The 24,446-nt window shown below is 56.9% G+C and carries 16 protein-coding genes, 2 pseudogenes and 1 riboswitch; of the genes and pseudogenes, 15 read left to right on the forward strand and 3 right to left on the reverse strand.

From position 1 onward, the window contains the following. Positions 1–66: 66 nt before the first annotated feature. Positions 67–746: pseudogene (locus PM3016_RS37330) on the reverse strand (MFS transporter); the annotation flags it as partial. A 383-nt stretch (positions 747–1,129) separates the two neighbouring features. Between PM3016_RS37330 and PM3016_RS12540 the strand changes: the two are divergent. The 3 genes from PM3016_RS12540 to PM3016_RS38590 all read left to right on the forward strand — a co-directional run bounded on the left by PM3016_RS12540 (position 1,130) and on the right by PM3016_RS38590 (position 4,133). Beyond that, positions 1,130–2,584 (forward strand): serine hydrolase domain-containing protein, encoded by a 1,455-nt coding sequence (locus PM3016_RS12540; protein WP_014369721.1) that lies wholly within the window; start codon positions 1,130–1,132, stop codon positions 2,582–2,584. Positions 2,585–2,736: 152 nt separating this feature from the next. Further along, positions 2,737–3,969 (forward strand): MFS transporter, encoded by a 1,233-nt coding sequence (locus tag PM3016_RS12545; RefSeq protein ID WP_013915954.1) that lies wholly within the window; start codon positions 2,737–2,739, stop codon positions 3,967–3,969. Positions 3,970–3,977: 8 nt separating this feature from the next. Next, the gene (locus PM3016_RS38590) at positions 3,978–4,133 is read left to right on the forward strand and encodes a hypothetical protein (protein ID WP_013915955.1); all 156 of its coding nucleotides are present in this window, start codon (positions 3,978–3,980) and stop codon (positions 4,131–4,133) included. 136 nt (positions 4,134–4,269) lie between these two features. On the opposite strand, the gene PM3016_RS12550 is transcribed toward PM3016_RS38590, so the two are convergent. After that, positions 4,270–4,836, reverse strand: a complete 567-nt coding sequence (locus tag PM3016_RS12550) for a GbsR/MarR family transcriptional regulator (protein WP_013915956.1) — start codon at positions 4,834–4,836, stop codon at positions 4,270–4,272. Positions 4,837–5,267: 431 nt separating this feature from the next. Here PM3016_RS12550 and PM3016_RS12555 point away from each other — a divergent pair, with 431 nt between their 5' ends. The 4 genes and pseudogenes from PM3016_RS12555 to PM3016_RS12570 form a co-directional block, all read left to right on the forward strand. Next, positions 5,268–6,797 carry a glycine betaine uptake BCCT transporter gene (locus tag PM3016_RS12555; protein ID WP_014369722.1) on the forward strand — a complete coding sequence of 510 codons (1,530 nt, stop codon included), beginning with the start codon at positions 5,268–5,270 and terminating at the stop codon, positions 6,795–6,797. Positions 6,798–6,874: 77 nt separating this feature from the next. Beyond that, positions 6,875–7,015, forward strand: a riboswitch (cyclic di-AMP (ydaO/yuaA leader). Between the two features lie 123 nt (positions 7,016–7,138). After that, a complete protein-coding gene (locus PM3016_RS12560) occupies positions 7,139–8,155 on the forward strand; it encodes a transposase (protein ID WP_014369723.1) in 1,017 nt (338 codons plus the stop codon). 717 nt (positions 8,156–8,872) lie between these two features. Next, positions 8,873–9,199 (forward strand): hypothetical protein, encoded by a 327-nt coding sequence (locus PM3016_RS12565; protein ID WP_014369724.1) that lies wholly within the window; start codon positions 8,873–8,875, stop codon positions 9,197–9,199. Between the two features lie 82 nt (positions 9,200–9,281). After that, positions 9,282–9,827, forward strand: a pseudogene (locus tag PM3016_RS12570) (alpha-amylase family glycosyl hydrolase); the annotation flags it as partial. A gap of 417 nt (positions 9,828–10,244) precedes the next feature. Here PM3016_RS12570 and PM3016_RS12575 read toward each other — a convergent pair. Then, a complete protein-coding gene (locus tag PM3016_RS12575; protein ID WP_013915962.1) occupies positions 10,245–11,156 on the reverse strand; it encodes an ArsR/SmtB family transcription factor in 912 nt (303 codons plus the stop codon). 167 nt (positions 11,157–11,323) lie between these two features. Here PM3016_RS12575 and PM3016_RS12580 point away from each other — a divergent pair, with 167 nt between their 5' ends. From PM3016_RS12580 to PM3016_RS12615, 8 genes are all read left to right on the forward strand, one after another. Beyond that, entirely contained in the window at positions 11,324–13,096 is a 1,773-nt protein-coding gene (locus tag PM3016_RS12580; RefSeq protein ID WP_014650505.1) for a glycoside hydrolase family 2 protein, read from the forward strand. Positions 13,097–13,375: 279 nt separating this feature from the next. Further along, entirely contained in the window at positions 13,376–14,686 is a 1,311-nt protein-coding gene (locus tag PM3016_RS12585) for an ABC transporter substrate-binding protein (protein ID WP_014369727.1), read from the forward strand. Beyond that, on the forward strand, positions 14,683–16,518 hold the full coding sequence (locus tag PM3016_RS12590) for a cache domain-containing sensor histidine kinase (protein WP_014369728.1): 1,836 nt from the start codon (positions 14,683–14,685) through the stop codon (positions 16,516–16,518). Before PM3016_RS12585 ends, PM3016_RS12590 begins: the two co-directional genes overlap by 4 nt. Continuing rightward, on the forward strand, positions 16,493–18,115 hold the full coding sequence (locus PM3016_RS12595; RefSeq protein ID WP_014369729.1) for a response regulator: 1,623 nt from the start codon (positions 16,493–16,495) through the stop codon (positions 18,113–18,115). The genes PM3016_RS12590 and PM3016_RS12595 overlap by 26 nt, the downstream gene beginning before the upstream one ends. 291 nt (positions 18,116–18,406) lie before the next feature. Next, the gene (locus PM3016_RS12600; RefSeq protein ID WP_014369730.1) at positions 18,407–20,647 is read left to right on the forward strand and encodes a helix-turn-helix domain-containing protein; all 2,241 of its coding nucleotides are present in this window, start codon (positions 18,407–18,409) and stop codon (positions 20,645–20,647) included. A 230-nt stretch (positions 20,648–20,877) separates the two neighbouring features. After that, positions 20,878–21,852 carry an ABC transporter permease gene (locus PM3016_RS12605; RefSeq protein ID WP_014369731.1) on the forward strand — a complete coding sequence of 325 codons (975 nt, stop codon included), beginning with the start codon at positions 20,878–20,880 and terminating at the stop codon, positions 21,850–21,852. 18 nt (positions 21,853–21,870) lie between these two features. Then, positions 21,871–22,743: a carbohydrate ABC transporter permease gene (locus PM3016_RS12610; RefSeq protein WP_014369732.1), complete on the forward strand. Its 873-nt coding sequence runs from the start codon at positions 21,871–21,873 to the stop codon at positions 22,741–22,743. A gap of 37 nt (positions 22,744–22,780) precedes the next feature. Then, positions 22,781–24,346 (forward strand): extracellular solute-binding protein, encoded by a 1,566-nt coding sequence (locus tag PM3016_RS12615; RefSeq protein WP_013915971.1) that lies wholly within the window; start codon positions 22,781–22,783, stop codon positions 24,344–24,346. Positions 24,347–24,446 lie beyond the last annotated feature (100 nt).

Here is a 24,446-nt window from a genome sequence, read left to right on the forward strand (position 1 = left end):
GTCGGCAGGTTGAGCTACTACGAGGCCGGTGAGCATGCAACAAACCGTAAGTTGGCAGTCAATTAGTCATTTCGAAGGTTTGACTATTCTGCTACCCTGTTTATCATTCTTTAATCCGATACTTGCGATTAGTGCGATGATCACTGCAATGGTAACCACCAGAAATGAATCGGAATAGTTTACGGCATCTAAACTATACATTGGGTTTAACGGAAAGTTAGCATCTCTCCGTGCATGCAGAAATGCTCCGATGAGGCTAGCTCCTGTTCCTGCCCCAAGATACAGTGCACCCTGAAAGAATCCCATACCTACTCCAACCATATCCTTCTGAAGAACTCCTACAGCAGAATTAGTAGCGGGTGAATTAACTAAAGCAAAAGCTATTCCCGCCCCCATGACTCCCACTGAACTCATAATGGGGGATGCCCCTGAGGCAAATGTCGACAAGAAAAAGTGGATATTCCCATCACGATTAGTCCAGTAACAATAAGCGATTTGGTCCCAACACGATCAGATATTCGGCCAACCCATGGCGAAAGGAGTGCAACAGCCGCACCTCCTGGTAAAAGTGTTAAACCTGCTTCACCAGGGGTGAGTTGGTTAACTTCCAAATTAAGCAACGGTACGTATACAAGGACCGCAAAATAGGCAAACGCAGACAAAAATGCTACAACCACGGAGTTCACATAGAATTTGTTTTTGAACAAGACCGGTCGTACGAATGGATTTCTTGCCGTGCCAATACGAGGAAGTAGAAAAGGGAGGTTTTATAGCGCTTCAAACGCGTTTAGGATCAAACATTAACTAAAGGAACCGAATTTAGCGCAATGAAAGCAGCCGATCAAATGGATCGGCTGCTTTCATTGCGCTAGAATCCCATAACAGCCGGATATTGAAGACGTAGAAAGCCTGTGCATTCGTGACAGCGAACGGCCCCCTAACTCCTCCTTGTTTTTCAGAAAATGATAATAAAAAATCTCCCATTTTTATAAGTTTCACCCGTTACACTGGGTTTAAATTAGAAACTCAAGAGGGAGAGGAGCAATACAATGAAGCATCAATCAACACGAGAATGGCCTTACCCGTACGATTTAACGTTTCCCTTTGCTGGATTGGAGGGAGCGTTACCATGAATACCGCAAAAAACAAAATCATGATTTGCATAAGTAGTGTACTGCTCCTGGTGTCCATCCTGGTTACACCAGTTACTGCAATCGAAGCTCGAGAGAAAGCTGAAATAGTACAAGAAATTGATGATTACGTCAAAAGAAACATGAAAGTCAACAAGATTAATGCTTCGGCTCTCGCTATAGTAAGTAAGAACGAGATATTTTATACGAACGGTTACGGTGTATACCCAGATGGTCGACAGATCACCAGCAGCACTCCTTTTCCCATTGCTTCACTAAGTAAAGCTTTCACGGCACTGGCTGTTCTGCAATTGGTGGAAAAAGGTCGAATCCATCTTGACACTCCGTACGCCGCATACTTTCCAGAACTCTCCCCCATGGATGAGCGTGTCCACAAGATTACAGTCCGGAATTTGCTGAATCACACAAGCGGTCTCACTGACAAAGTGAATCCCGACATGACACGAGATCTTCAATATCAATCACTGCGAGAGATTAATCAATCGTTAAATACCGTTAAGCTTGTGAATGAACCCGGAACGGCTCATTTCTACCACAATCCAAATTATCAGTATTTGGCTCTCCTTGTGGAGAAAGTAAGCGGGCAGAGCTTTTCCTCCTACATGAAACAGTATATATTCGAGCACCTGGGTATGAGGAGTACCTTCAGCATCAGCACGACACAGCAAATCAATGAGAATTCAGCAATACCGGGGGGGAATTATTTATTGCTTGGCTTTCCTGTGCGGCAGGCTGAACCGCATTGGTTTATTGACGGCCCGGCGGGGATCATTTCCTCTGCAGAAGATATGGCAAAGTGGATGCTTGCACAATGTAGTGGGGTTCTTCTGACATCAGAGCTGGCGGAGGAGTACCATACTGCCGGACAGCGCGGCCCTTATGGAATGGGGTGGGTCGTAGAAGAAGACGAACATATGGGACGGACCATCTCACACAGTGGGACATTTTGGACATATAAGAGTGAAGAAAAGATATATTTAGATCAACAGCTCGGGGTTACCATGATGTTTAACTCGGGAATAAATACTTTTGTCGATTATAGAGCTTTTATGGAAGGCATCGTAAGGATCCTAAGGGGTGAAAAGGCCGAAGTTCCTAACTTTAACAGCAGAAACATGGATACAGTTATGATTTTGCTCTTGATTGTCACGGTTCTTTGGGGGATATATACATATTTTCGTATCTGCAAGAGCAGCAAGAGCATTACGATTGGAAAATTGTTTTTTCTATCCGTATGGAGACTTCTCCCTATCTTAATACTCTTGCTTCTATCTCCAATCCTTACTTTTATGGCCGCTGGGCGGGTTTTACCATGGTTCGGGCTATGGATCACCATGTCCTCTCTAATGATATGGCTTGTTGTATTATCCATTATTAATATAATCCATGCGATTTGCCATATCCGAAGGAAAAGTCATGCAGGAAATCATTAGCACTGGCTATTAGTTAAAAGGGCAGCTAAAACCGTAGGGCGACATGTCGTGAACCCCAATTCATAAAGTTGAAAAAAAAGGATTATTACCATTCCGACCGAAACTATCTTAGTAAGATGAAAGCGGGTGACAGAAGAAAGGGAGGAAATTAAATGTTTGGATTTTCCAGACTTCCCCAAAACGCACGTGGCTGTCTTCTGTACGAACCGTTGTTTCTTATTCCGTACAGCATGTTCAGCACGTATGCCACAATCTATATGTTCGAGATGGGGATGAGCGAGACGGCAATCGGCTGGGTCACCACGCTGACCCTGCTCGTACAGGTATTCTCGTCCTTCATCAGCGGCTATTTGACTGACAGGCTCGGCCGCAAAGGGGCGCTGCTTTATTTTGACTTGCTCAGTTGGACGGTGGGTACACTGCTCTGGGCGGTATCGCAGAATATCTGGTTCTTTATTGCTGCGGCTGTTGTGAACGGTTTTCAGCGGGTTCCGCATACGGCGTTCTACTGCTTGCTTGTGGAAGATACCGAATCCAAGGATCGCACCTTCGTCTTTTCCATTCTTCAGTTCGTCGCCATGCTTGGCGGCTTGTTCGCTCCGCTCGGTGGACTGCTTGTCGCTCAGTACGGCCTCGTTCCGGGGATGCGGGTCATGTATGTGCTCGCTTGCGTATGCATGACGATTCAGTTCGTCGGTCGGCATTTTGCCACCCGTGAGACCCAGATCGGACTGCGCAAAATGGCGGAAACCCGCAGCGTAAGCTTGATGGCCGGGCTGCGAGAGTACAAGGGTGTTTTCCGTAGCATGGCTGGGAATAAGCCGCTGATGATGATTTTTGGCGTTTATATCCTTTTCCAGTTCCAGCTTACGATGAAAGGCACCTACTTGTCGCTCTATCTCGTGGATGATCTCAAGCTGGACAGCGGTCTTGTGTCTATCTTCCCGGCTGTTACTTCGATGATTATGCTCCTCTCCATGTGGCTGCTGCGCCGGCAGAGTGATCAAGGACTTCACACGGTTATGCTGTGGGGTTTCTTCATCTCGCTGGTGTCCAATCTCATCCTGATCCTTCCGCTCCCCGGCATGATGTTCTGGTTGATTCTCAGCACAGTCCTCGCCGCTGCAGGTACGATGATGACGTATCCGTATTTGGAAGCGGCGGTAGCCAACGCCATTGACGATGAAAACCGCGCAAGCATATTCGCCATGCTGTCCGTACTTATTCTGCTCGTCGTATCCCCGTCCGGCATTATTGGGGGAGGAGCGTACCGACTCGATCCTTCACTGCCATTCCTATTGATTGTTCTATCGTTCGCGGCCAGTATTGCGCTACTGGTGCTCTACAAGAGAAGCGTCGGTCGGGAAGAGCCAAGCTCGGCCTGATCATCATCATGCTCGCGACGAGGGATTATATCCGCAAATCCAGGGGCATCCGGGAAGGCCGGTTCGCCGATCCGCGCAGAACGGTGTACTTCACCTTCATCTCGCTTTCGATCATCGGGACGCTCCTGACGATCATGATCGTTACCCTGATGCTGACCGGGTGAATCACAAAGGGACAGGCCGCTGACTGCGGCCTGTCCCTTTGTGGCAGGAGGGGCTTCTAATGGATGTGCCGGCTCCGGGCGGACTCTACCATGTCCCTCTCATGCAAGAGGATCCGGAGCACGGGGTGGTTCCCTCTCATGACTGCGGCGGATCTTTGGGGACCCAGTCGAAGATTTCTCCGGATTCGAAGGTGTCAATCAGCCGGTCGAGCCACTGGTAGTAGCGGATGGCTTCATCGATTTTATGCAGATCCGTCTGAAGGGTCTCATGAAGTGGAGAATCCTCAGGAGCTTGGGTGCCAAGCGACGATAATTCCGCCTTGGATTTGCGGAGGGCACTAAGATTCATCTCCAGCGCCTTGCGCCATTTCAGGGAGAAGAAGTCGCTGAAGGTCTGGAACCAGTCCATCTCGACCTCATAGAGATCCTTGCGGGAGCCCTTCTCCCATACCTTGTGAACCATCTTCAAGTCGACAAGCGTCCGTACCCCGGTACTCATGCTGGTTTTGCTCATTTCCATCGCCCGGCCCATTTCGTCCAGGGTCATCGGCTTGTTCTGGAAGAAGAGAAGCCCATAGAGATGTCCGGTGGAGGGGGTGATCCCGTACAGGTCCATATTATTGCCGATCGCTTCGATGATGCGCTTGCGGGCTTTTTGTATAACGAGCTCCTGCTCTGAGGATATGCGGTTTGTCGGTTCCATGGTATCGTTTTTCACCCTGCCTTTAGGTATACAACGCTATTGTAAGGAACAACCCGGGCAATGTAAAGGACTGCGGGAAAGATGTCCGGGAAGTCTCTTTGCTGCCGCGATTATATTGTACAGTTTTTTCTGTACAAACAGTATAAACTGAAAATGATGTTGACACAATGTCCAAATTGTACTTACACTTAAAAGGCGGGAAGCGGCGGGAGCCGGCTTGGCAGGAAGACAAGAATGCGATTGGCAATCCATAGGGAATACAGCAGCCTAAGTGGGGGAGAATGCAGAAAGAAGGGGCAGCCGGTGTCCGCGCAGTGTGGGAGATGGTAGGGCAGCCCCCTTGAATGGCTTGGCCGAGAGCTAAGGAACACAGGCCATCATGAGTACACCTGAGACAATTGAAAATAGAAGCAGAAGGATAGGAGGTACCTATGGTATTTGGAGTTTCCGTATTGATTATCGTAGCCTTTGTGCTGTGGGGGGCCTTGGATCCACAGGGGCTTGCCGCCCGGGCGAATGAATTTTTGGCTTTTACGACAGGGAAGTTCGGCTGGTTCTATCTGTTCGCCGCCCTTGGATTCCTGGTGTTCGTCATCTATCTCGCTTTCAGCAGGTACGGCAGGATCCGTCTCGGGGAGGATACGGATGAGCCCGAATATTCCGACTGGAGCTGGTTCGCCATGCTCTTCAGCGCAGGGATGGGAATAGGCCTGGTGTTCTGGGGAGTGGCGGAGCCCTTATCCCACTATGCCTCGCCTCCTCAGGAAGCGGAGAGCGGGTCGACGGAGGCCGCGCGGCTGGCTCTGCGGTACGCCTTCTTTCATTGGGGACTGCACCCTTGGGCGATCTATTCGGTAGTCGGCGTCGCTTTGGCTTACTTTCAGTTTCGCAAGAAAAAAACGGCCCTGATCTCCCAGACCTTCGAGCCTCTGATCGGAGATAGAGTGAACGGATCGCTCGGCAAGTTTATTGATATCTTGGCAATCATTGCGACGGCCTTCGGTGTAGCGACATCCCTCGGTCTTGGCACGCTGCAGATTAACGGCGGCCTGAACTTCATCTGGGGCATACCGAACGGGGTCACGGTACAGATTGTCATCCTGATTGTGCTGACCATTCTGTATCTGCTGTCTGCAGCCTCGGGCCTCGATAAGGGAATCCGCATTCTCAGCAATACCAACCTGATCATCGCTATCGGACTGCTTGTCTGTACGTTCATTCTGGGGCCGACGTTCTTCCTGCTCGATACCTTTACGGTGACGCTGGGCGGCTATCTGCAGAACCTGATCCAGATGAGCCTGCGTATGACGCCGTTCACCCAGGGCACCTGGGTCAGCAGCTGGACACTCTTCTATTGGGCCTGGTGGATCGCCTGGGCACCGTTCGTCGGGATGTTCATCGCCCGGGTGTCCCGGGGGCGGACTATTAAGGAGTTCGTGCTTGGCGTTCTCTTCATTCCAAGTCTGTTCAGCTTCATCTGGTTCTCCGTCTTCGGCGGCACAGGGCTGCATCAGCAGATAATGGAAGGCATTCCCCTGACGGATCTGGTGAACAACGATGTAACGACGGCTTTGTTCGCCACTTTGAGCCATCTCCCTCTGGGGAGCTTCCTGGCGGTGCTGGCCGCACTGCTCATCGTTACGTTCTTCGTGACTTCAGCGGATTCGGCAACCTATGTGCTTGGCATGTTCTCCTCCGGAGGCAGTCTCGTGCCTTCGGTGAAAGTGAAAGTCGCCTGGGGCGTCGCCCAGGCGGCCATCGCACTGGTGCTGCTTCTCAGCCACGGGCTAGAGGCGCTTCAGACCGCTTCTATCGTCACGGCTCTGCCGTTCGCCGTGATTATGGGCGGGATGTGCGTGTCCCTGCTGAGATCCTTGCAGGCGGAAGAGCGGATGAGCCGGAAGAAAGAGCGGGAGTTCCGCAAGGCCGTAGAGGCCGTGATCCAGGAGCGTAAACACTAAAGACAACGGAAGGGGGCCGTGCGGCAGATCATGGAAAATCGGGATGAAGCCTTGACGGCAGCCCCCCGACCCGGTATGATGAACCTGCGCTTAATTGCCGGGCCGCTGGGTCCGGGAAGCGGGGGAACCAAGTTTTTGGGGCGTATCATGTGATCATGTAGGGGACCATCTACCCCGAGCCCGACAGCTAACCTCGTCAGCGGAAGATGGGTCGGAGCACGAATTCAAGCTCGTAGTGAAAGACCCGCAGCCACGGGTCTTTTTTTTCTACGGCTGATTAACTTACTAACTGCCCCCTCCAATGGGTAATTATCGGTACAGACCATTTGGAGGGATCTTTCATGAAAGCGAGAAGAGGGCTACCTCGAAATCGACTTATTCCTGAAAAAAGAATCTACTTCCGTCCCGAGCTGACACACTGCCCGGATTGCGGTACGAAGCTCAAGCGGCATCATACCGCTTCACATAAGATTGTAGCTACACTGAAGGGAATTTTAGATGTCTGGAATATGGCCTACCACTGCCCGAACGAAGCCTGCGGTAAATTGGAGCGTTATTTTCGTTCGGCTCAAGCGGACGCCCTATGTTTAAAACATACATCTTATGCTTATGACGTTCTTGTGCTTGTTGGAGAAATGCGCTTCAAACAGCATATGACGGTTACTGAAATATCCGAAGCGTTGACCCAGCGAGCGATTCCAACCTCCGAGCGCCATGCGATGCGTTTATACGAATGGTATCTAACTTTGCTTCGCGCTTCTTTAACCGATGATGTAAAGGAAGATTTAAAAAAAATCGTAAAGGAACATGGCGGCCTTCTCTTGTCTATGGATGGGGTTCAGCCCGAAAAAGGTAATGAAACGCTCTATGTTGTTCGCGAAGGATTTAGTGGTCGTATTTTAGCTGCCAAAAACCTGAAAAGCGGATCGTGCTCGGAGCTCAAAGCTCTGCTAAAGCCTGTTAAGGACTTGGATTATCCAGTTGTTGGGTTGGTAAGTGATGGCCAACGGTCGATCCGTATGGCTATGGAGGAAACATGGGGTGACACCCCTTACCAATATTGCCAGTACCACTATCTCAAAGATATTGCCAAGCCGGTAGTCGATTTGGACCGTAAACTGAAGACCGAGATTAAAAAAAGCTTGCGAGGTATTCGGGAAATTGAGAAACAGGTCGAGCACGAGTCCACTGTAGAAGCCGAAGTAGCCCGGGACTACCTGGCCGCCACACGCTCGCTGCTTTTGGAAGACGGCACCCCTCCCCTAGACTTGCCTGGTATTCGGATTTACGAAAATGCCCAAGCAGTAAAAGCTTCACTGGAGCAAAGTGAAGCAAAAAAAGGGGGCCTTCATTCCTGAGTAAAATAACCAAACTCTTCCGAAAGCTGCCGGAATTGACTGCTCAGTATGAAGCTGTAAAGCGTTGGCAGATCCCCATTCAGGAAACAGCCAGAATATTGGAGCCTGCCCTTGTAAAAGCGGACCAGAGTAGTGAAACGGTTCGATGGGAAATGGGCTGTCTGCTGTCTTGGATGCAGCAGACATACACTAGGACGGAGGATACGCCCCTCCTAACCAATTTTCAGAGTTACACTGAAGGTTTTTGGAAGGGGCTTTTTACGTGTTACGATACCCCGAATATTCCGAGAACGAATAACGACCACGAACGATTCTTTCGCCAAACCAAAACCAAGCACCGGCGTACAACTGGCCGCCGCAGTTGGAACGAACACATACTGCGTAGTGGGGAATTTGTTGTCCTTGTGGATGATGCCCTGAAGCAAAAAAACTTACTGCACCGTCTCCGATCTGTTCCCTACGACACTTTCTACAGAGAACGAAGTCGTTGGAAGGAACGATTGACTGAAACAACAAAACGGAGACGCTTCCGCCGTAACCCCGCGGCTTACCTCAGGCAAACTGAGGCCAAACTTTGTAAGTGGATTGGACAGCCGTAGTTTTTTTTTATGCGGCCCATGGGATACACGGCCGGAAGCCAGCCTTCCGGCCGCGGCATGGGTCTGTTTGGCGTGCCAAGGCATGCCGCGGTCCGGAGGGAAAGGGGAGAATGCCATTATGATGCAGCGCATCAGGAGCAGCAGTCTGCAGGAGCTCAGCAGAGAACAGCAGGAGAATCTGCGCCGGCAGTGGACGCCGCAGGAAGGGGATTATATCGCGATCGGTGACCACGAGGAGATGGTGTATTACCTGAACGGCGTGGACTCCGTCAAGGCGCTTCCTCTCTTGACGATCGGGGAGATGATCGCTTATTTGAACAGGCAGGGCAGGCCGGTGGAAATTCGCGAGGCCGCCGGCACCTGGATCGTCCGGGCCGGAGGGGAAGAGTCACGCTCGGCCGAGCTGTGCGAGGCCCTGTGGGAAGCGGTCAAGCGCGCGCTGTAAGTCTGTGTGTCGGAAGAAGGGACGATATTTTCTACCTCGTTGGTCCATATTTTCCCTCGGAGACCAAGGGAGCTGATCTGTTGTGAGCCGCAAGAAACGTCTTAGAAGAATATCCGCCGCTATGCTGACCGTACCGATGCTGGCTGCATTCGCCTCCGGCGTGATGGCGCAGGAACCGTAGGGTCCGGGCGCATCCAACGGGAGCGGGGTATTCTACGAAATCTATGTGAATTCCTTCTATGATTCCAACGGCGACGGGCACGGCGATCTCAAGGGGATCGCACAGAAGCTGGACTACCTGAATGACGGCCGGCCGCATTCGGGTCAGGATCGGGGTATCAGCGGCGTCTGGATGATGCCGATCAACGCTTCCCCGAGCTATCATAAATACGATGTGACGGACTATTATCAGGTGGACCCCGAGTACGGGACCCTGAATGACTTCCGGAGCCTGATGAAGGAAGCGGACCGCAAGGGCGTCAAGTTCATCATGGACCTTGTCATCAACCATTCGAGCAGCGAGCATCCGTGGTTCAAGGAAGCAAGCGCCGATCCGAACAGCAAGTACCGCGATTATTACATATGGGCCGACGGGAACACCGTGGTGGCGGAGACGGGCTCCTGGGGTAACGATTCCGGCCTACGGCTCGGTGGTGGCGGAGTAAGCGTAAGAGAGGGAGCAAAACAGAGGGAAGCCGTGCAGGAGAGAGGGCCTGTACGGCTTTTTTTTGTGCCAATATAGGGCTAGAGGCGGAGGCTGAACCGCATACCTGCCGGCTCGAACTGCAGGCCGCGGATCGCGGCCGCCTGAGGCAAACAGCGGATCAGCTTCGCCTGCAGCGGCTGCAGCTGAGACCATCCGTCCGGCAGGCGTACACCTCGTATCCCCGTATGGACTGCGGTGAGATAGGGACCCTGCCAGATCAGGCCGAAGAACAGCCGGCGGGAAGCCTCCCAGCGGTCCGGTGGAGCAGCTGCACATCCTATATTTTAATAAACGCGCATGGATTTTATAGAACAGTGAAGTCGGTTATCCTCGTTCCGTTCATTCGTAACCGATCCGGACCTCGATCTCCTGGTCATAATTGCCGAAATGCCGGCCGAAGAGGCTGACGCCGCCGGGGTGCTCGGCCGTGTCGGGGCAGGCGATGCGGAAGAGGAGCTCGCGGCCGGGGCCGATGGCGAGGTCCGCCGAGGTCAGCCCTGACAGCCGGACGCCGTCAAGATAGGTGCCGCGCTCGTCTACGGTGACGGTCTTGAGCAGGCCGTGCTGCGTGCCGAGCTTCCACCACTTCGGCGTATGGACGCCGGGCGTGCTTCCGAAGTCCCCGGGACAGGTCCAGGTGCCGAGCACCGTGTCCCCCAGCGAGAAGGTGATATCGGAAGGCCAGTGCTCGTTATACCCCGGCGCTTCGGAACAGAGCTCCAGCGACAGGGAGAAGCTGGTGACGGTTTGTCTGCCGACGAGGTAGTTCGGGATACGGTATTCGATGAAGCCGGAGGCGAACCAGAGATGCTTCGCCTTCACGTGCTCCGGGTCGGAGAAATACCGGGGGTCGTCGACCATGCCGATGACCCCGTTCTCCGAAGCGAGACCGCAGGTCGGCTTCACGCTGCAGCGCTCGTACTGGCCGACCGGGATTGAGACGGCATAGCCGCTGCCGCCGTGCTCCTCCGGCGGCTCGGGGGCCTTCAGCTGAAGCACGATGGAGTCCGGGATAAGGTAGCAGACCTTGCGCCGGCCGCGGGTGCCGGAGATGCTCTCGGTACCGACGATCCCGTTCTCCTCCAGCTTCTGAATGTGCTTGGTGATAATCGCGGAGGAGAGCTGGAGCGCGTCCGCGAGCTCCTTGATGTTCATCGGCTGCCGGCTCAAGAGCTCGATCATCCGGACCCGCGTTTCGGAGCCGAAGCATTCGAGCAGCGGCATATTCAGGCTGTTCACTGATATGTTCATAGGGAGAATGCCTTTCAGGTCCTGTTTTGGATAATGGGGTTACGCCCCTATTATATTCCCTGAAAGTTAATTAATCAACTTTTGGTTGACGAAATCAAAGGGATAAAGGCATAATGGGGTTGTAAATTCATTATTTTTGGTTAATTAATTAACTTTAGAAGAAAGTAATGGAGGAGAAGCAGATGACGGACCATCTTCGCGCAGAACATCCGCGCCCGCAGTTTGTAAGAGAGCAGTGGGTTCATCTCAATGGGGAATGGGAGTTCGACTTTGACGACGAACAGGCGGGGGACCGGGAGCGCTGGTATGCCGGCAGCCGGGAATTAACGAAGCGCATCCAGGTGCCGTTCGCATTCCAGAGCAAGCTGAGCGGCATCGCAGACCCGGCCTTCCACGACACCGTCTGGTACCGGAGGAAGCTGGCCGTGCCGGATTCGTTCGCCGGCCGGCGGGTGATTCTGCACTTCGGCGCTGTGGACTATGAGGCTTCCGCGTGGGTGAACGGGACGCTTGTGGCCCGGCATGAGGGCGGTCATACGCCGTTTCATGCGGACATTACGGATGCCCTGGCGGAGCACGGGGACAACGTGCTGGTCGTCAAGGCCGTCGACTACAGCCGCGATGTTACGCTTCCGAGGGGCAAGCAGTACTGGCTGGCCGATTCGGCAAGCATTTTCTATACCCGGACCACTGGGATCTGGCAGACGGTCTGGATGGAGGCGGTCTCCCCTGTGCACCTCGAGAAGGTGCGGATGACCCCGGACATCGACCGCAAGTCCATCGAGATCCGCAGCTTCATCCAGGGGGCTGAGCGGAGCGGGAACCTCCGGATGAAGGTGGAGATCACCTTCGAAGGGAAGCCGGTCGCCGAAGATGTGTACCGCGTTACGGGAGCCCAGACCACCCGCAGCATCCGGATCGAGGACTTCAACGACCACGGGCTCGGCGGCTGGTGGACGCCGGAGCATCCGAACCTGTACGATGTGACGTTCACTCTTCTCGATGGGGAGACGGAGGCGGATTCGGTCAAGAGCTACTTCGGCATGCGGAAGGTTTCGATTGAAGACGGGAAGCTCTGCATCAACAACCGGCCGTATACGATGAAGCTGGTGCTCGATCAGGGCTACTTCCCGGACGGCAACCTGACCCCGCCGAGCGACGAGGCGATCCGGCAGGACGTGGAGCTGACGAAGGCGATGGGCTTCAACGGGGCCCGCAAGCACCAGAAGCTCGAGGACCCGCGCTACCTGTACTGGTGCGACCGGCTGGGCCTGCTCGTCTGGAGCGAGGCGGCCAATGCGTACGAATATTCGGAGGAGTACGTACACCGGTTCACCCGCGAATGGCTGGAGTCGGTGGAGCGGGATTACAACCATCCGTCCATTGTGGCCTGGGTTCCGCTGAACGAGAGCTGGGGGGTGCCGAACATCCAGATCGACAAGCGGCAGCAGCAGCACGCCCTGGCGATGTATCACCTGACCAAATCCATCGATGAGATGCGTCCGGTCGTATCCAATGACGGGTGGGAGATGGTGACGACCGATCTGTTCAATATTCATGACTATGAATGGCGCCGGGAGGTGCTCGAAGAGAGGTACGGCACCGTGGGCAAGGCGGTCTCCGCGATGCCTGCGAACCGGCGGCTCGCCGTCGAAGGGTTCCCGTATGCCGGGCAGCCGATCCTCGTCACGGAGTTCGGGGGCATCGCGTTCAAGAAGAGCGACTGGGAAGGCTGGGGCTACTCCGGCGCGGAGAACGAGGAGGACTTCGAGCGGCGCCTGCGCAGCGTGATCCAGCCGCTGCTGGAGTCCCCGGTCGTGCAGGGCTACTGTTACACCCAGCTGACGGATGTCGAGCAGGAGATCAACGGGCTGCTGACCTATGACCGCAAGCCGAAGATTCCGCTGGAGATCATCAAGCGGATCAATGAGGGGCTATAACCAAGGGCTGTAATCAGAGCCGGAGAACCCGGACGCTGACCGGTTGGAAGCGGCATGAGCTCATCGGAAGCGCCGCGGGTCAGCGGATTCAAGAAGCCAAGAAAGAACGGGTATCCGTTCGCTTGGCTTTTTGCTGTAGAGCCCGCGCCTGGAAGGGGCCTCCGGGACCTAAAAATATGTCCATATTTACCAACCCGGTGCCATGTACAACGCTGCGGAGGATCGGCTATGCTAAGGGTTCCAACAGCAAAAGCGAGACTGGGATTCGGAGGTTGACGCATGAGACGCATCGGGAGGCTGTGCCGCAGTGCCGCACTCCTCACCGCGGTCACCTTGGGGACGGGCGGATGCCTGGGCTGGGGGACGCAGGAGGGGCCGCTGCCGGCTGATCATGAAAGCGCCACCACCAACATTACGTTCTGGACTCCCTTCAGCGGAGGGGACGGCTTGTATATGATCGATCTGGTGAAGCGCTACAATCAGGAAAACCGCGACGGGGTTACGGTGAACCTCATCAATAACAAATCGGAGGACTATTACACGAAGCTGACGACTTCGATCGTAACGGAAGAAGCGCCGGATGTGGCGGTGGTGCACGCCTCGCAGTTCGCCCGGCTGCAGGCGGCCGGGTTCCTCGACAGCATCGACGGGGAGGCGGACAGCGCTGGTATCCGCTGGGAGGACTTCCATCCGGCCGTCGTCGATTCCACCGTGGCGGATGGCCGGCATTATGCGGTGCCGCTCGACACCCATTTTTACGTCATGTACTACAACAAGCGGTGGCTGAGGGAAGCGGAGCTGCTGACCGGCGATGGGAAGCCGAGGCTCGGCCCCGGGGAGGAGGGCTTCACCCGGTTTCTCCAAAGGGTTCGGGAGCGTGTGCCGCAGGAGGTGGCTCCACTGGCCATGCCCAGCGTGCGGATCGACGCCTATTGGTTATGGTGGTCGCTGTATAACCAGATCGACGGAGGCGGAGTCATGCTCACGGATAACGGCGGGCCGGCCCTGCAGGAGGCGGCGGCGCTGAGGGCTCTGACCTATGTCGAAGGCCTGTATGACAGCGGACTCATTCCGCCCGACATCTCCGATGCCGTGAAGCTGTTCTCCGAAGGACAGGCGGCGGTCCTGTTCCTCGGGGTATGGGGGACGGGCATCTTCGAGAAGGTGCCGGAGCTCGACTTCGGTGTAGTTCCCTTCCCCACGCTGTATGACCGGCCGGCCTCCTGGGGGGACTCGCATACGTTCGCTTTTCCGGCCGGGACACAGAAGAACAGGGAGAAGCGTGTCGCCGCCCTCTCCTTCGCGAACTGGGTGGCCCGGCACGGGGCCGACTGGGCGAAGGCAGGGCACATTCCCGCCGCCTTCCATGCGGTCGATTCGCCGGACTTCCGGGCGCTCCGGCACCGGTCCGACTATGCGGCGGCGGCCGAATATACGGCTTATTACCCGAAGAGCCCGAAGCTGGGACTCATCCATGCAGGAGCCCAGAGGAGCTTCGAGCTGATGCTGGCCGGCAAACGGACGCCCGGCGAAGTGCTGGCGGAGCTGAAGCGGACGATCGAGGAGAATGCGGGGGAGCAGGGGCCATGAGACGGATGGATCTTCGCGATACCCTGCATCGTCAGCCGCTGCTTCACAAATTTATCCTCGTGAGCCTGGTTCTGATCTCTCTGCCTCTTCTTGTCGCGAGCACGGTCAGCTATCTGGGCTACTCGGCCTCAATCCAGCGCAATGTCGGCAAGTATCAGGGGGATGCCGTCCGGGAGCTGACCGCCAACATCGATACGTACATGAAGGAGCTCGGCCTGCTGTCGACCCTGCCTTACCAGCAGCCGGAGGTGATGCGGTTCCTGGCATCCGCGCGCCAGGAGGGCCGGCCTCCGTCGTTCGACGAACGGGCTGCCCTCGAAGAGCTGGTGAAGCTTGTGTTCACGAACGGGCGGGTCGACGTGGTGGGGCTGTATCTCTACGGCGAGCGGGGGGCGGCCTACGTGCTCCGGCCGGACAGCGCCGCTCACTTCTCCGCGCCCGGCTGGCGGGAGGAGTCCTGGGTGGAGGCGGCCTCCCGTACGGGCCGGGGCGTGTACATTGGGCTGCATGAAGTGAGATCCACCAGCGGCGCCCCGTTCGAGGTCTTCTCGCTGGCCCGCAAGCTGCGGAGCCTCGAGACCGGCGAGGACCTCGGGTATATCGTGCTCGATGTCGATGTTCGCAGCGTCCGGAGCAAGCTGGACCAAATGTCCACCTCACCCTACGAGGAAGTGGCCCTGGTGGACAATCAGGGCTCTACCGTCTACACGAAGGGCACCGGTCTGTCCGGAGAACCGCTGGCAGGCTACCGGGGGGCAGGGACGCTGAACGTCACCCGGGAGGGCCGTGAGGAGCTGCTGACCTACCGGACCTCCGAGGTCACAGGCTGGACCACGGTGAAGACGGTCCCCATGGCGGTGCTCCTGCAGGAGACCGAGAGTGTGCGCCGTTCGATCGTCGGCATCGGCCTGCTCTGCCTGCTGCTCGGTGTTGTGCTGTCGGTCTGGCTCTCCCTGCGCATTACGCGGCCCCTCAGCCGCCTGCGCAGCGTCATGAAGCGGGTGGAGCGCGGGGAGCTGGGTGTGTCCGTGCCGATCGAGAGCCGGGATGAGGTCGGGCAGCTCAGCCAGACGTTCAACCTGATGGTCTCGCGCCTCAGCGATCTCGGCTACCGGCTCTATGAGTCGGAGATCCGGGAGAAGGATTCCCAGATCGCCGCGCTGCAGAGCCAGATTAATCCGCATTTTTTGTACAACACGCTCGGTTCCATCTCGATGTACGCGGAGCTTGGCGGCAGCCGGGAGGTGGTCCGGATGACGAATAACCTGAGCCGCCTGCTCCGCTACAGCATCGGCAGCAACCGGCATGAGGTGCCGCTGTCGCAGGAGCTCGAGCACGTGAACGGGTACATGGCCATTCAAGGCATCCGGTATGAGGAGCGGCTGACCTTCATCACGGAGATCGGGGAGGAGCTGCTCGGCTTCGCGGTGATCCGCCTGATCCTCCAGCCGGTTGTCGAGAACTGCATCATCCACGGCTTCGAAAAAGGCTGGGGCAGCGGAACGATCCGGCTCAGCGCCGTCCGGGAGAACGGCTGCATGCGGATCACCGTTGCGGATGACGGGCCGGGCATGGAGCCTATCCGGCTGCAGGAGCTGCGCCGGAAAATTCTGGAGGCCCCGCTGCCGGACGGTCCGGGAGGGCATGGGCTGGTGAATGTGCACCGGCGGATCGCCCTGAGGTACGGGAACCGGTACGGGCTGACCGTCGACAGCGGACCGGGAAGAGGCACAAGCGTCAGCCTGCTGCTTCCCCTCGTCAGCATGAGGGAAGACGGACACCCCAGCAGAGAAAGGGAGGAACGGTATGCCGACCATACTGATCGTGGATGACGAGTCGATTTTTCGCAGAGGGCTGGAGCATATGCTGGCGGAGCTGTCGCCCGACTGGACGGTCAGCGGTACGGCCAGGGACGGGGTGGAGGCGCTGGAGCGGATGGAAGCCTGCCTGCCCGACGTGGTGATCACGGATATCCGGATGCCCCGGATGGACGGCATCCAGCTGCAGTCGATCATTAAGGAACAATACCCCCGGGTGCGCTGCATCGTGATGAGCGGCTACAGCGACTTTGCCTACGCCCGGGAGTCGCTGAAGATGGGGGCGAAGGATTATCTTATGAAGCCTCCCGAGTGGGAAGAGCTCTTCGGCACGCTCTCCAAGCTGAAGGAGGAGTGGCTCGAAGAGAGCGTGAGACGGCAGGAGTCCGCGGAGGGGGACCGGGAGGAGAAGCAGGTGCGGCTGCAGCTCCGCCAGCACATCCTCTCTTCACTGGTGGCGGGCACGGTCCAGGAGGAGGAGCTGGAGCTGCTGGACCGCGTGGGCCTGAGCTTCCCTTACCCGAGCTGGACATGCTGCGTGGTCCATCTCGACCGCGATTCGGTCACGGCAGGGCGGTATTCGCTTGCGGATCCTTCGCTCTTCGCGCTCTTCATCTCCCAGTTCGTGCAGGAGCTCATTCCTCCGCGGATGCGGGGAGAGGTCTTCATCGCCGGAGACTCGAAGGTGGTGGCTCTCCTGAACCATGAAGCAGGCGAACCGGAGCATGAGGAGGTGGTCCGCCTGGCGAAGCGCGTATGCCATCAGATCCGGACCCTGTCGAGCCTGACGGTCACGATCGGGGTGGGCGGCGCGGCAGGCGATCTCGAGTCGGCGGCGCGCTCGTTCGCCGAGGCGGAGATGGCGCTGCTGTACCGCCTGGTGCAGGGCGGCGACCGCGTGCTGGCGTACGAGGCCACCGCCGGGCACGCGGGGCGGAAGGCGGAGCTGCCCGGCAGCGACTGGCGCCTGCTGGAGGAAGCGCTCCTGGAGGGCCGTACGGCGGATGCCGGGGCGGCGGCCCGCCAGTGGGCGGGCGAGCTCGTCAGCCGCAGCGCCGACCCGGGTGCGATCCAGCAGCAGGTCTGCAAGACCGTGCTGCACTTCTACGAGGCGGCGGTGAGGCGGGACTGCGTGCAGGCGTGGCTCGGGGCGAAGGAGGTCAAGCAGGTGCTGGCGGAGCTGTGCTCGATCTCCTCGCGGACCGAGCTCACGGAGGCGTTCGGCGGGATCCTCGGCCGCCTCGCGGCCGTGTTGTCCTCCCGAAGGGCGGATGCAGCCGTGCATCCGGTGGACGGGGTGCTGGCATATATCCGCGAGCATTATGCGGAGCCCATTACACTGAGCGGGGCGGCTGAGAAGGTGTACCTGAACCCCTCCTACCTCAGCACCCTGTTCAAGAGCCGGCTCGGAGTGTCGTTCATCGAATATTTGACGAACCTGCGGGTGGAGGAGGCGAAGAAGCGGCTGCTGTATTCACGGGAGAAGATCGCCTCCATCGCGGAGGCGTCGGGCTTCTCGAACATCCGGCACTTCAACCGGGTGTTCAAGTCGGCCACCGGCCTTACGCCGCTGGAGTTCCGGAAGGAGCGCCGCGGGGAGGACCCGCTGTAATGCGGTCCGGCTGCCATGGAACTGCGGGACGGGCGGGGGGAGGCGCTGGGTGAAGGAAGCTCACAGCTCCGGAGCAGCCAAGGCAAGGACAACGAGAGGAACTCTCCAAGGATCTGCAGGATGCAGGTCCTTTTCGGCATGGGGAGGGAAGCCTGAAGGCCATTGATGAAAGCGTTTTTAAATGGTAAGCTAGGGAAAAAATTGAAAACGTACGATAAAGCAGCTTGTCAGAATGAGGAGAGAAGACGGGGGCGCTGCCATGTCCAATAAGGTCCAGGAGGATGATACAGGATGAGGATGAATCTGTATTACCGGATGCTGCTGTCCTACACGCCGATCTTTTTTGTGGTGATTTCTGTTTTGATTTTTTCCTTTTATTCCGTCTTCAGCAGCTCCGCCGAGAACCAGCTCCGGATGATGAATGAGGCCATTGCCGTGAAGGTGCTTCAAGCCATCGACGCCAACCTCAAATCGGCGGAACGCATGGTGATCAAAGAGGTTAATATCAACCGCTCCCTTTCCGATTTTTTTACCTCCGCCGAAGACCAGGCACTGTACGACTACTTCCGCATCTCGCAGAATATGGACGAGCTTTCCTCCATTCTCCCTTTCTCCAATTCCATCTACTTATACAATGCCAATACCGGTATGGTGTTATCCAGAAGCGGCCTCTCTCCGCTGGATCAGTTCGGGGACCGTCCTTTCCTGGAATCCGTCTACCGTTCCATAGGGAACCGGAGCGGGTGGACCGATCCCCGCACGTTCAAGGAGTTCAATCATGACACCGTCGAAGAGCAGGTCGTATCGCTGGTCAAGCTGTATCCCTACAGCGGGGAGAAGCAGGGCATGATCGTGATCAATATCCGGATCCAGGCCCTGCTCCGGTTTGTCAAGGAACTGAACGGGAACGAAGCCGGCCCCGTGCTGCTCCTGGGAAGCGGCGGGAGTCCGTTCGAGAAGAGCGGCCCCGGCGCCGCTGAGCCGTCCGTTCCGGAGCAGGAGACCTTCGTTCGTACGAAATCCGTCTATACGGGCTGGGCCTATGTCTCAGGCGGTCCCGGCGGCAGGCAGCTGTCGCTGCTCTCCGGGTTGAATCAGGTGTGGATGATCGTCGGGCTGTCTGTGACCGCGTGCGGCCTCCTCTGGTTCACCTACATCACCCACCGCAACTACAAGCCGATCCAGATGATCGCCGGGCGTATCCGGAATTATACCAAGCGCAAGAGCGGCGAGCTGGTGGGGCGTGCGGAGAAGGACGAATTGAAATTCATCGAAGCGGCCATCGACGGACTGCTGGAGAGGGCCGGGCAGTACGAGCAGCTGCATAAGGATGATCTGCACCTCCGCCGGAGGCAGATGCTGTTCGATTGGCTCGAAGGGCACAAGGCGCTGCCGGCGGCGCAGTGGAAGGAAGAGATGGCGAGGCTGCAGCTGCCGTCGGACTTCGAGCGGTTGACGGCGGCGGTGGTGGAGATCGACCGGTATTCCCACTTTACCGCGGCGTACAATGCCTCGGACCGGTATCTGCTGACCTTCGTGCTCAGCAACGTGCTTCAGGAGATTGCCCAGGGCGAAGGGCTGTACGTATGGAACGAATGGCTGGAGCCGCAGCAGATGACGATTATCTTTTACCAGGAGAGCGGTGCGGGCCAGGAGAGGGTAAGGGATGCGATGAGCAAGCTGCAGGCGTGGACCGCGGACAACCTGGGCTTCACGGTGTCGGCAGGCATCGGTTCGGAGGCTCCGGACCCGGAAGAGGCGCCCCAGTCGTACGCTGAGGCCAAGGAGCACGTATCGTATAAGCCCGTCTTCGGCGTGGGTGCGCTGATCGGCAGCGGGGATCTGCAGTTCAAGGCGAAGGGGCGCATCTTCCCCCATCTGCAATCCGCCAGGACCGTGGCGAAGTCGCTGCGCACCGGTGACGGAAAGTGGCAGGAGCATCTGCTCCAGCTCTACCAGGAGCTGAAGAAGGGGAGGTTCTCGCAGACGGATATCGACACGGTAACGAGTTACATGATCTACCATCTGCACAAAGAGATGATGGACATGTCCGATGAAGTCAACCGGCTGCTGCAGGAGGAATATGTCCCGGAGCTTGAGGAGATCGCGGGCGGCTCGGAGACGCTCGAGGAATGGAGCGACCGGCTCAGCGCCGCGCTCACCCGGCTGGAGGTCCGTGTCCGGTCGCTGCGTTCGGTGAAGAACAACTATGCGCTGATCGGGCAGGTGAAGGAATACATTGAGAAGCATTACGCGGACCCCAATCTGTCCCTGAACCAAATCAGCGACCGGTTCGAGATGAACCCGCGCTACCTGAGCAGACTCTTCAAGGAGGAGTTCGGCGAGAAATTCATCGATTACATGCTCAGGGTCCGGCTGGAGGAAGCCCAGAAGCTGCTGCTGCATACGTCGCTGCCTGTTCAGGATATCGCGGAGAGGGTCGGCTATGTCCATGTCATTTCGTTCCACAGGGCGTTCAAGAATATGTACGGCCAGCCTCCGGGCCATTACCGCAAACGGGCGGATGCTTGACCGGCGCCGGTTTCTTCGAAATAACGCGCACCGTCCCTAGTGGACGGTGCAGCCGTTTATCTTAGGGCCTTCGCCTCGGCTGGTGCGGTCAGGTTAAGTGTGCGCAAACGTTAAGCGATTGTTTTGAAAGCGCTTTATACCATTTCGATAAGCGGGCGAATCATGTGAATTGCTCCTCCGCGGCGGCTGGTTTACTGTGGAGTCATTCCACTACGACAAGGAGGAAGCCCATGCACGGAGAAAGACCTGCGGTCCCCGAAACCGCGCTCTCTGCCGAATCGATCGCGCCCGTGTCCGTCTCCAAGCGACGCCGGCCGGCGTGGGTTCAGGATTGGCAGCTTTATGCGCTCCTGGCCCTGCCGATGCTTTACTTTCTGGTATTCAAGTACATCCCGATGTACGGGGTCACGATCGCCTTCAAGGAGTTCAACATCTTCGAGGGCATCTGGAGCAGCCCGTGGGCGGGCCTTGACGCCTTCCGCGAAATTTTTGCGATGCAGGACTTCTATAAGGTGCTCCGCAACACCTTCCTGCTCAACCTGCTCGATCTGGCGGTGTCCTTTCCCGCCCCGATCCTTCTGGCTTTGCTGCTGAATGAAGTGCGCATTCCCTGGTTCAAAAAAGGAGCCCAGACGGTCCTGTATTTACCGCATTTTATTTCCTGGGTCATTATCGGCGGCATGGTCTACCAGCTGCTGTCGACGAACACCGGTCTCGTCAATCATCTGCTGAAGGTGTCCGGCATCGGGGCGATTCCCTTCCTGACGGAGCCCTCCTATTGGATCATGACTTATGTCGGAACCGGGGTGTGGCAGAATGCGGGATGGGGTACCATCATCTACCTTGCCGCTCTCACAGGGATCAACAAGGAGCTCTATGAGGCGGCGGACGTGGACGGAGCCGGACGGCTGCGGAAAATCTGGAGCATTACTCTGCCCAGCATCAAGCCGACGATCATGATTCTGCTCATCATCAACATCGGGCATATGGCCAGTATCGGCTTTGAACGGCCGTTCGTGCTGAGCAATCCGCTCGTGACCGATGTCTCCGACGTCATCAGCACCTTCGTCTACAAGGTGGGCGTACAGTCGGCGCGGTTCTCCATTGCCACGGCGATCGGCTTGTTCCAGGCGGTGGTCGGCTTGATTTTCCTGCTGGCCTCGAACTACATTTCCAAGAAAGTGACCGACCAGGGGATCTGGTAAAAAAGGGGGGGATATGCCATGAAAACGTCCGCCGTGGACAAATGGATCGATATGTTCATTCTTGCCGTCGTTACCGCCGCTTCGTTCCTCTGCCTGGTTCCGATCCTGCATCTGGCTTCGGTCTCGCTCAGCTCCAATGATGCCATCCTGTCGAATAAAGTGACGGTGGTTCCCGTGGAATGGAGCACGCTGGCCTATGAGACGGTGCTGAAGGATGTCAAAATGTTCAACTCGCTGTTCTTTACGATCGGACTGGTCCTTCTCTTCACGCTGATCTGCATGGTGATGACGATCTGCGCGGCCTATCCGCTGACGAAGAAGAAGCTGAAGGGCCGGGATTTCTGCCTGCTGATGATCCTGTTCACCATGTTCTTCAGCGGCGGGCTCATTCCGGAATATCTCCTTGTCAAATCGCTGAAGCTCACCAACACGATCTGGGCGCTGGTGCTTCCCGGGATGATCAACGCCTTCTACCTGATCATTCTCAAGACGTTCTTCTCCTCGCTTCCCGAAGAGCTAGAGGAATCGGCACGAATGGACGGCTGCTCCCACATCGGCATTCTTGTCCGGATCGTGCTGCCGCTGTCCCTGCCTGTTCTGGCAACGCTGAGCCTGTTCTACGCCGTCGGCCGCTGGAACGGCTTCATGGATGCGCTCTTCTACATCACGGACCAGAACATGTACCCCATCCAGCTCAAGCTGTATCAGCTCGTCATCAGCAACCAGATGAGCGATGCGCTCGCCACCGAAGGGATGAGCGCGACGGTGCCGATTCCCGAGAGCATGAAAGCGGCGAGCATCATGTTCGCGACGATTCCGATCCTGCTCGTCTACCCGTGGCTGCAGCGCTATTTTATTTCGGGCATGATGATCGGGGCCGTCAAAGGCTGAAGCGGTACCATATGATATGATAAGGGGTTGAACGTTGATGGCAAAGAAGAAGTCCACCTTCAAAAAAGGAAGCCTTACCGTGATAGCGGCACTGCTTGCCGGCATGCTGGCCGCCTGCGGCGGGGATCCGGAGGGCGGCGCGGCGCAGGATGGAGGGAAGGGCAGTCCGGTGACGCTTAAGATCGAGCTGTTCGACCGCGGGAATACACCTCCGGGGGCTCCCCCTCTGACGGAGAGCTTCTTCGTGAAGTACATGCAGGAGAAGTTCGGTGACCCGAATAACATCAAGCTGGAATTCGTGACGGTGCCGCGGACCGAGGAAGTGCCGAAGCTGAACGTCCTGATGGCGGCGAACGAGGCGCCGGATCTCATCTTCACCTACAGCGAGCCTGCGGTCCAGAACTGGGTGAAGCAGGGGGGATTGACGGAGCTCGGGGACCTGCTGAACGAGCACGGCCCCAATGTGAAGAAATACCTGGGAGACGAGCTGCTGAACTACGGCAGATTCAGCGGCAAGCAGTACACGATTCCGGCCAAGCGCATCATCCTGGCTTCCCAGACCCCGATCATCCGGAAGGACTGGCTGGACAAGCTGGGGCTGCAGCCGCCGGCAACGACGGACGAGCTGTATGCGGTGCTGAAGGCGTTCAAGGAGAAAGACCCGGGGGGAACCGGGGGCAAGGTCATCCCTTACGGAATCAAGTACAACAACAACCTGGATCCGCTCGTACGCACGTTCTGGACGAAGATGACGGAGGAGGAGTATTACTCGCTGCCCGACCTGATGAAGCCGGGCAATAAAGAAGCCTACCGCTTCCTGAACAAGCTGTATAACGAAGGGCTGATCAGCCCGGACTTCGCGCTGGACAAGGACGGCAAGAAGTTCCAGGCCGACCTGGTCAACGGCAAAGTCGGCTTCACCGTCACGAATACCAACGAACCGGTGTATATGGCGTATTACTCTACGCTGCAGAAGAACGTGCCAGGCGCTACCCTGCTGCCTGTCGATCCGTTCACCAACTATGAGGGCAAGCATGTCAAAGCCACCTACCACAAGCTCTCCGCCCACATTATGATTCCGAAGTCGAGCAAGCGCGCGGTGGAAGCGGTCAAGTTCCTGAACTGGATGGCCGACTACAAGGTCATCTTCGATCTCCAGAACGGAACCGAGGGCGTGACCTACAAGCTTGGCGAGGACGGGATTCCGGTCATCCTGGACACGGAAGAGGCCAAGCGGGTCATGTACAACTATCTCGATTACAGCATGCTCATCAACGGCAAGGATATGGGCGACCCCGACAAAACGCTGAAAGCCAATGCGGCCGACCCGAGGTACAAGGATTTCACCATGGACAGCATCAGGATCGGCGAGACGGACGGGCAGCTGCCGCCGCGCTTTGACCGGCCGATCGAAGCCCAGATCAAGTACAATCAGACGCTGGCCGATAAAGGGGTCGAGATCCTGGTCAAAACCGTGACGGCGAAGCCGGCCGACTTCGACAAGCTGTATGACGACATGGTGGCGGAGTACATGAAGATCGGCGGCAGGGAGGTCATGGAAGAGCAGAAGAAGGCCTACCAGGAAATGAAAGCTAAAAAATAGCGGGGATCACGACAAAGGGAGCTGCGGCGGCAGCTCCCTTTCGGTGTGGTGTGGGGACATTCCCTTTTTTGAAAACAGGATAACCCGCGGTTTAGCTCAG

The organism is Paenibacillus mucilaginosus 3016 (assembly GCF_000250655.1).
GTDB classification, from domain to species: Bacteria; Bacillota; Bacilli; order Paenibacillales; family NBRC-103111; genus Paenibacillus_G; species Paenibacillus_G mucilaginosus.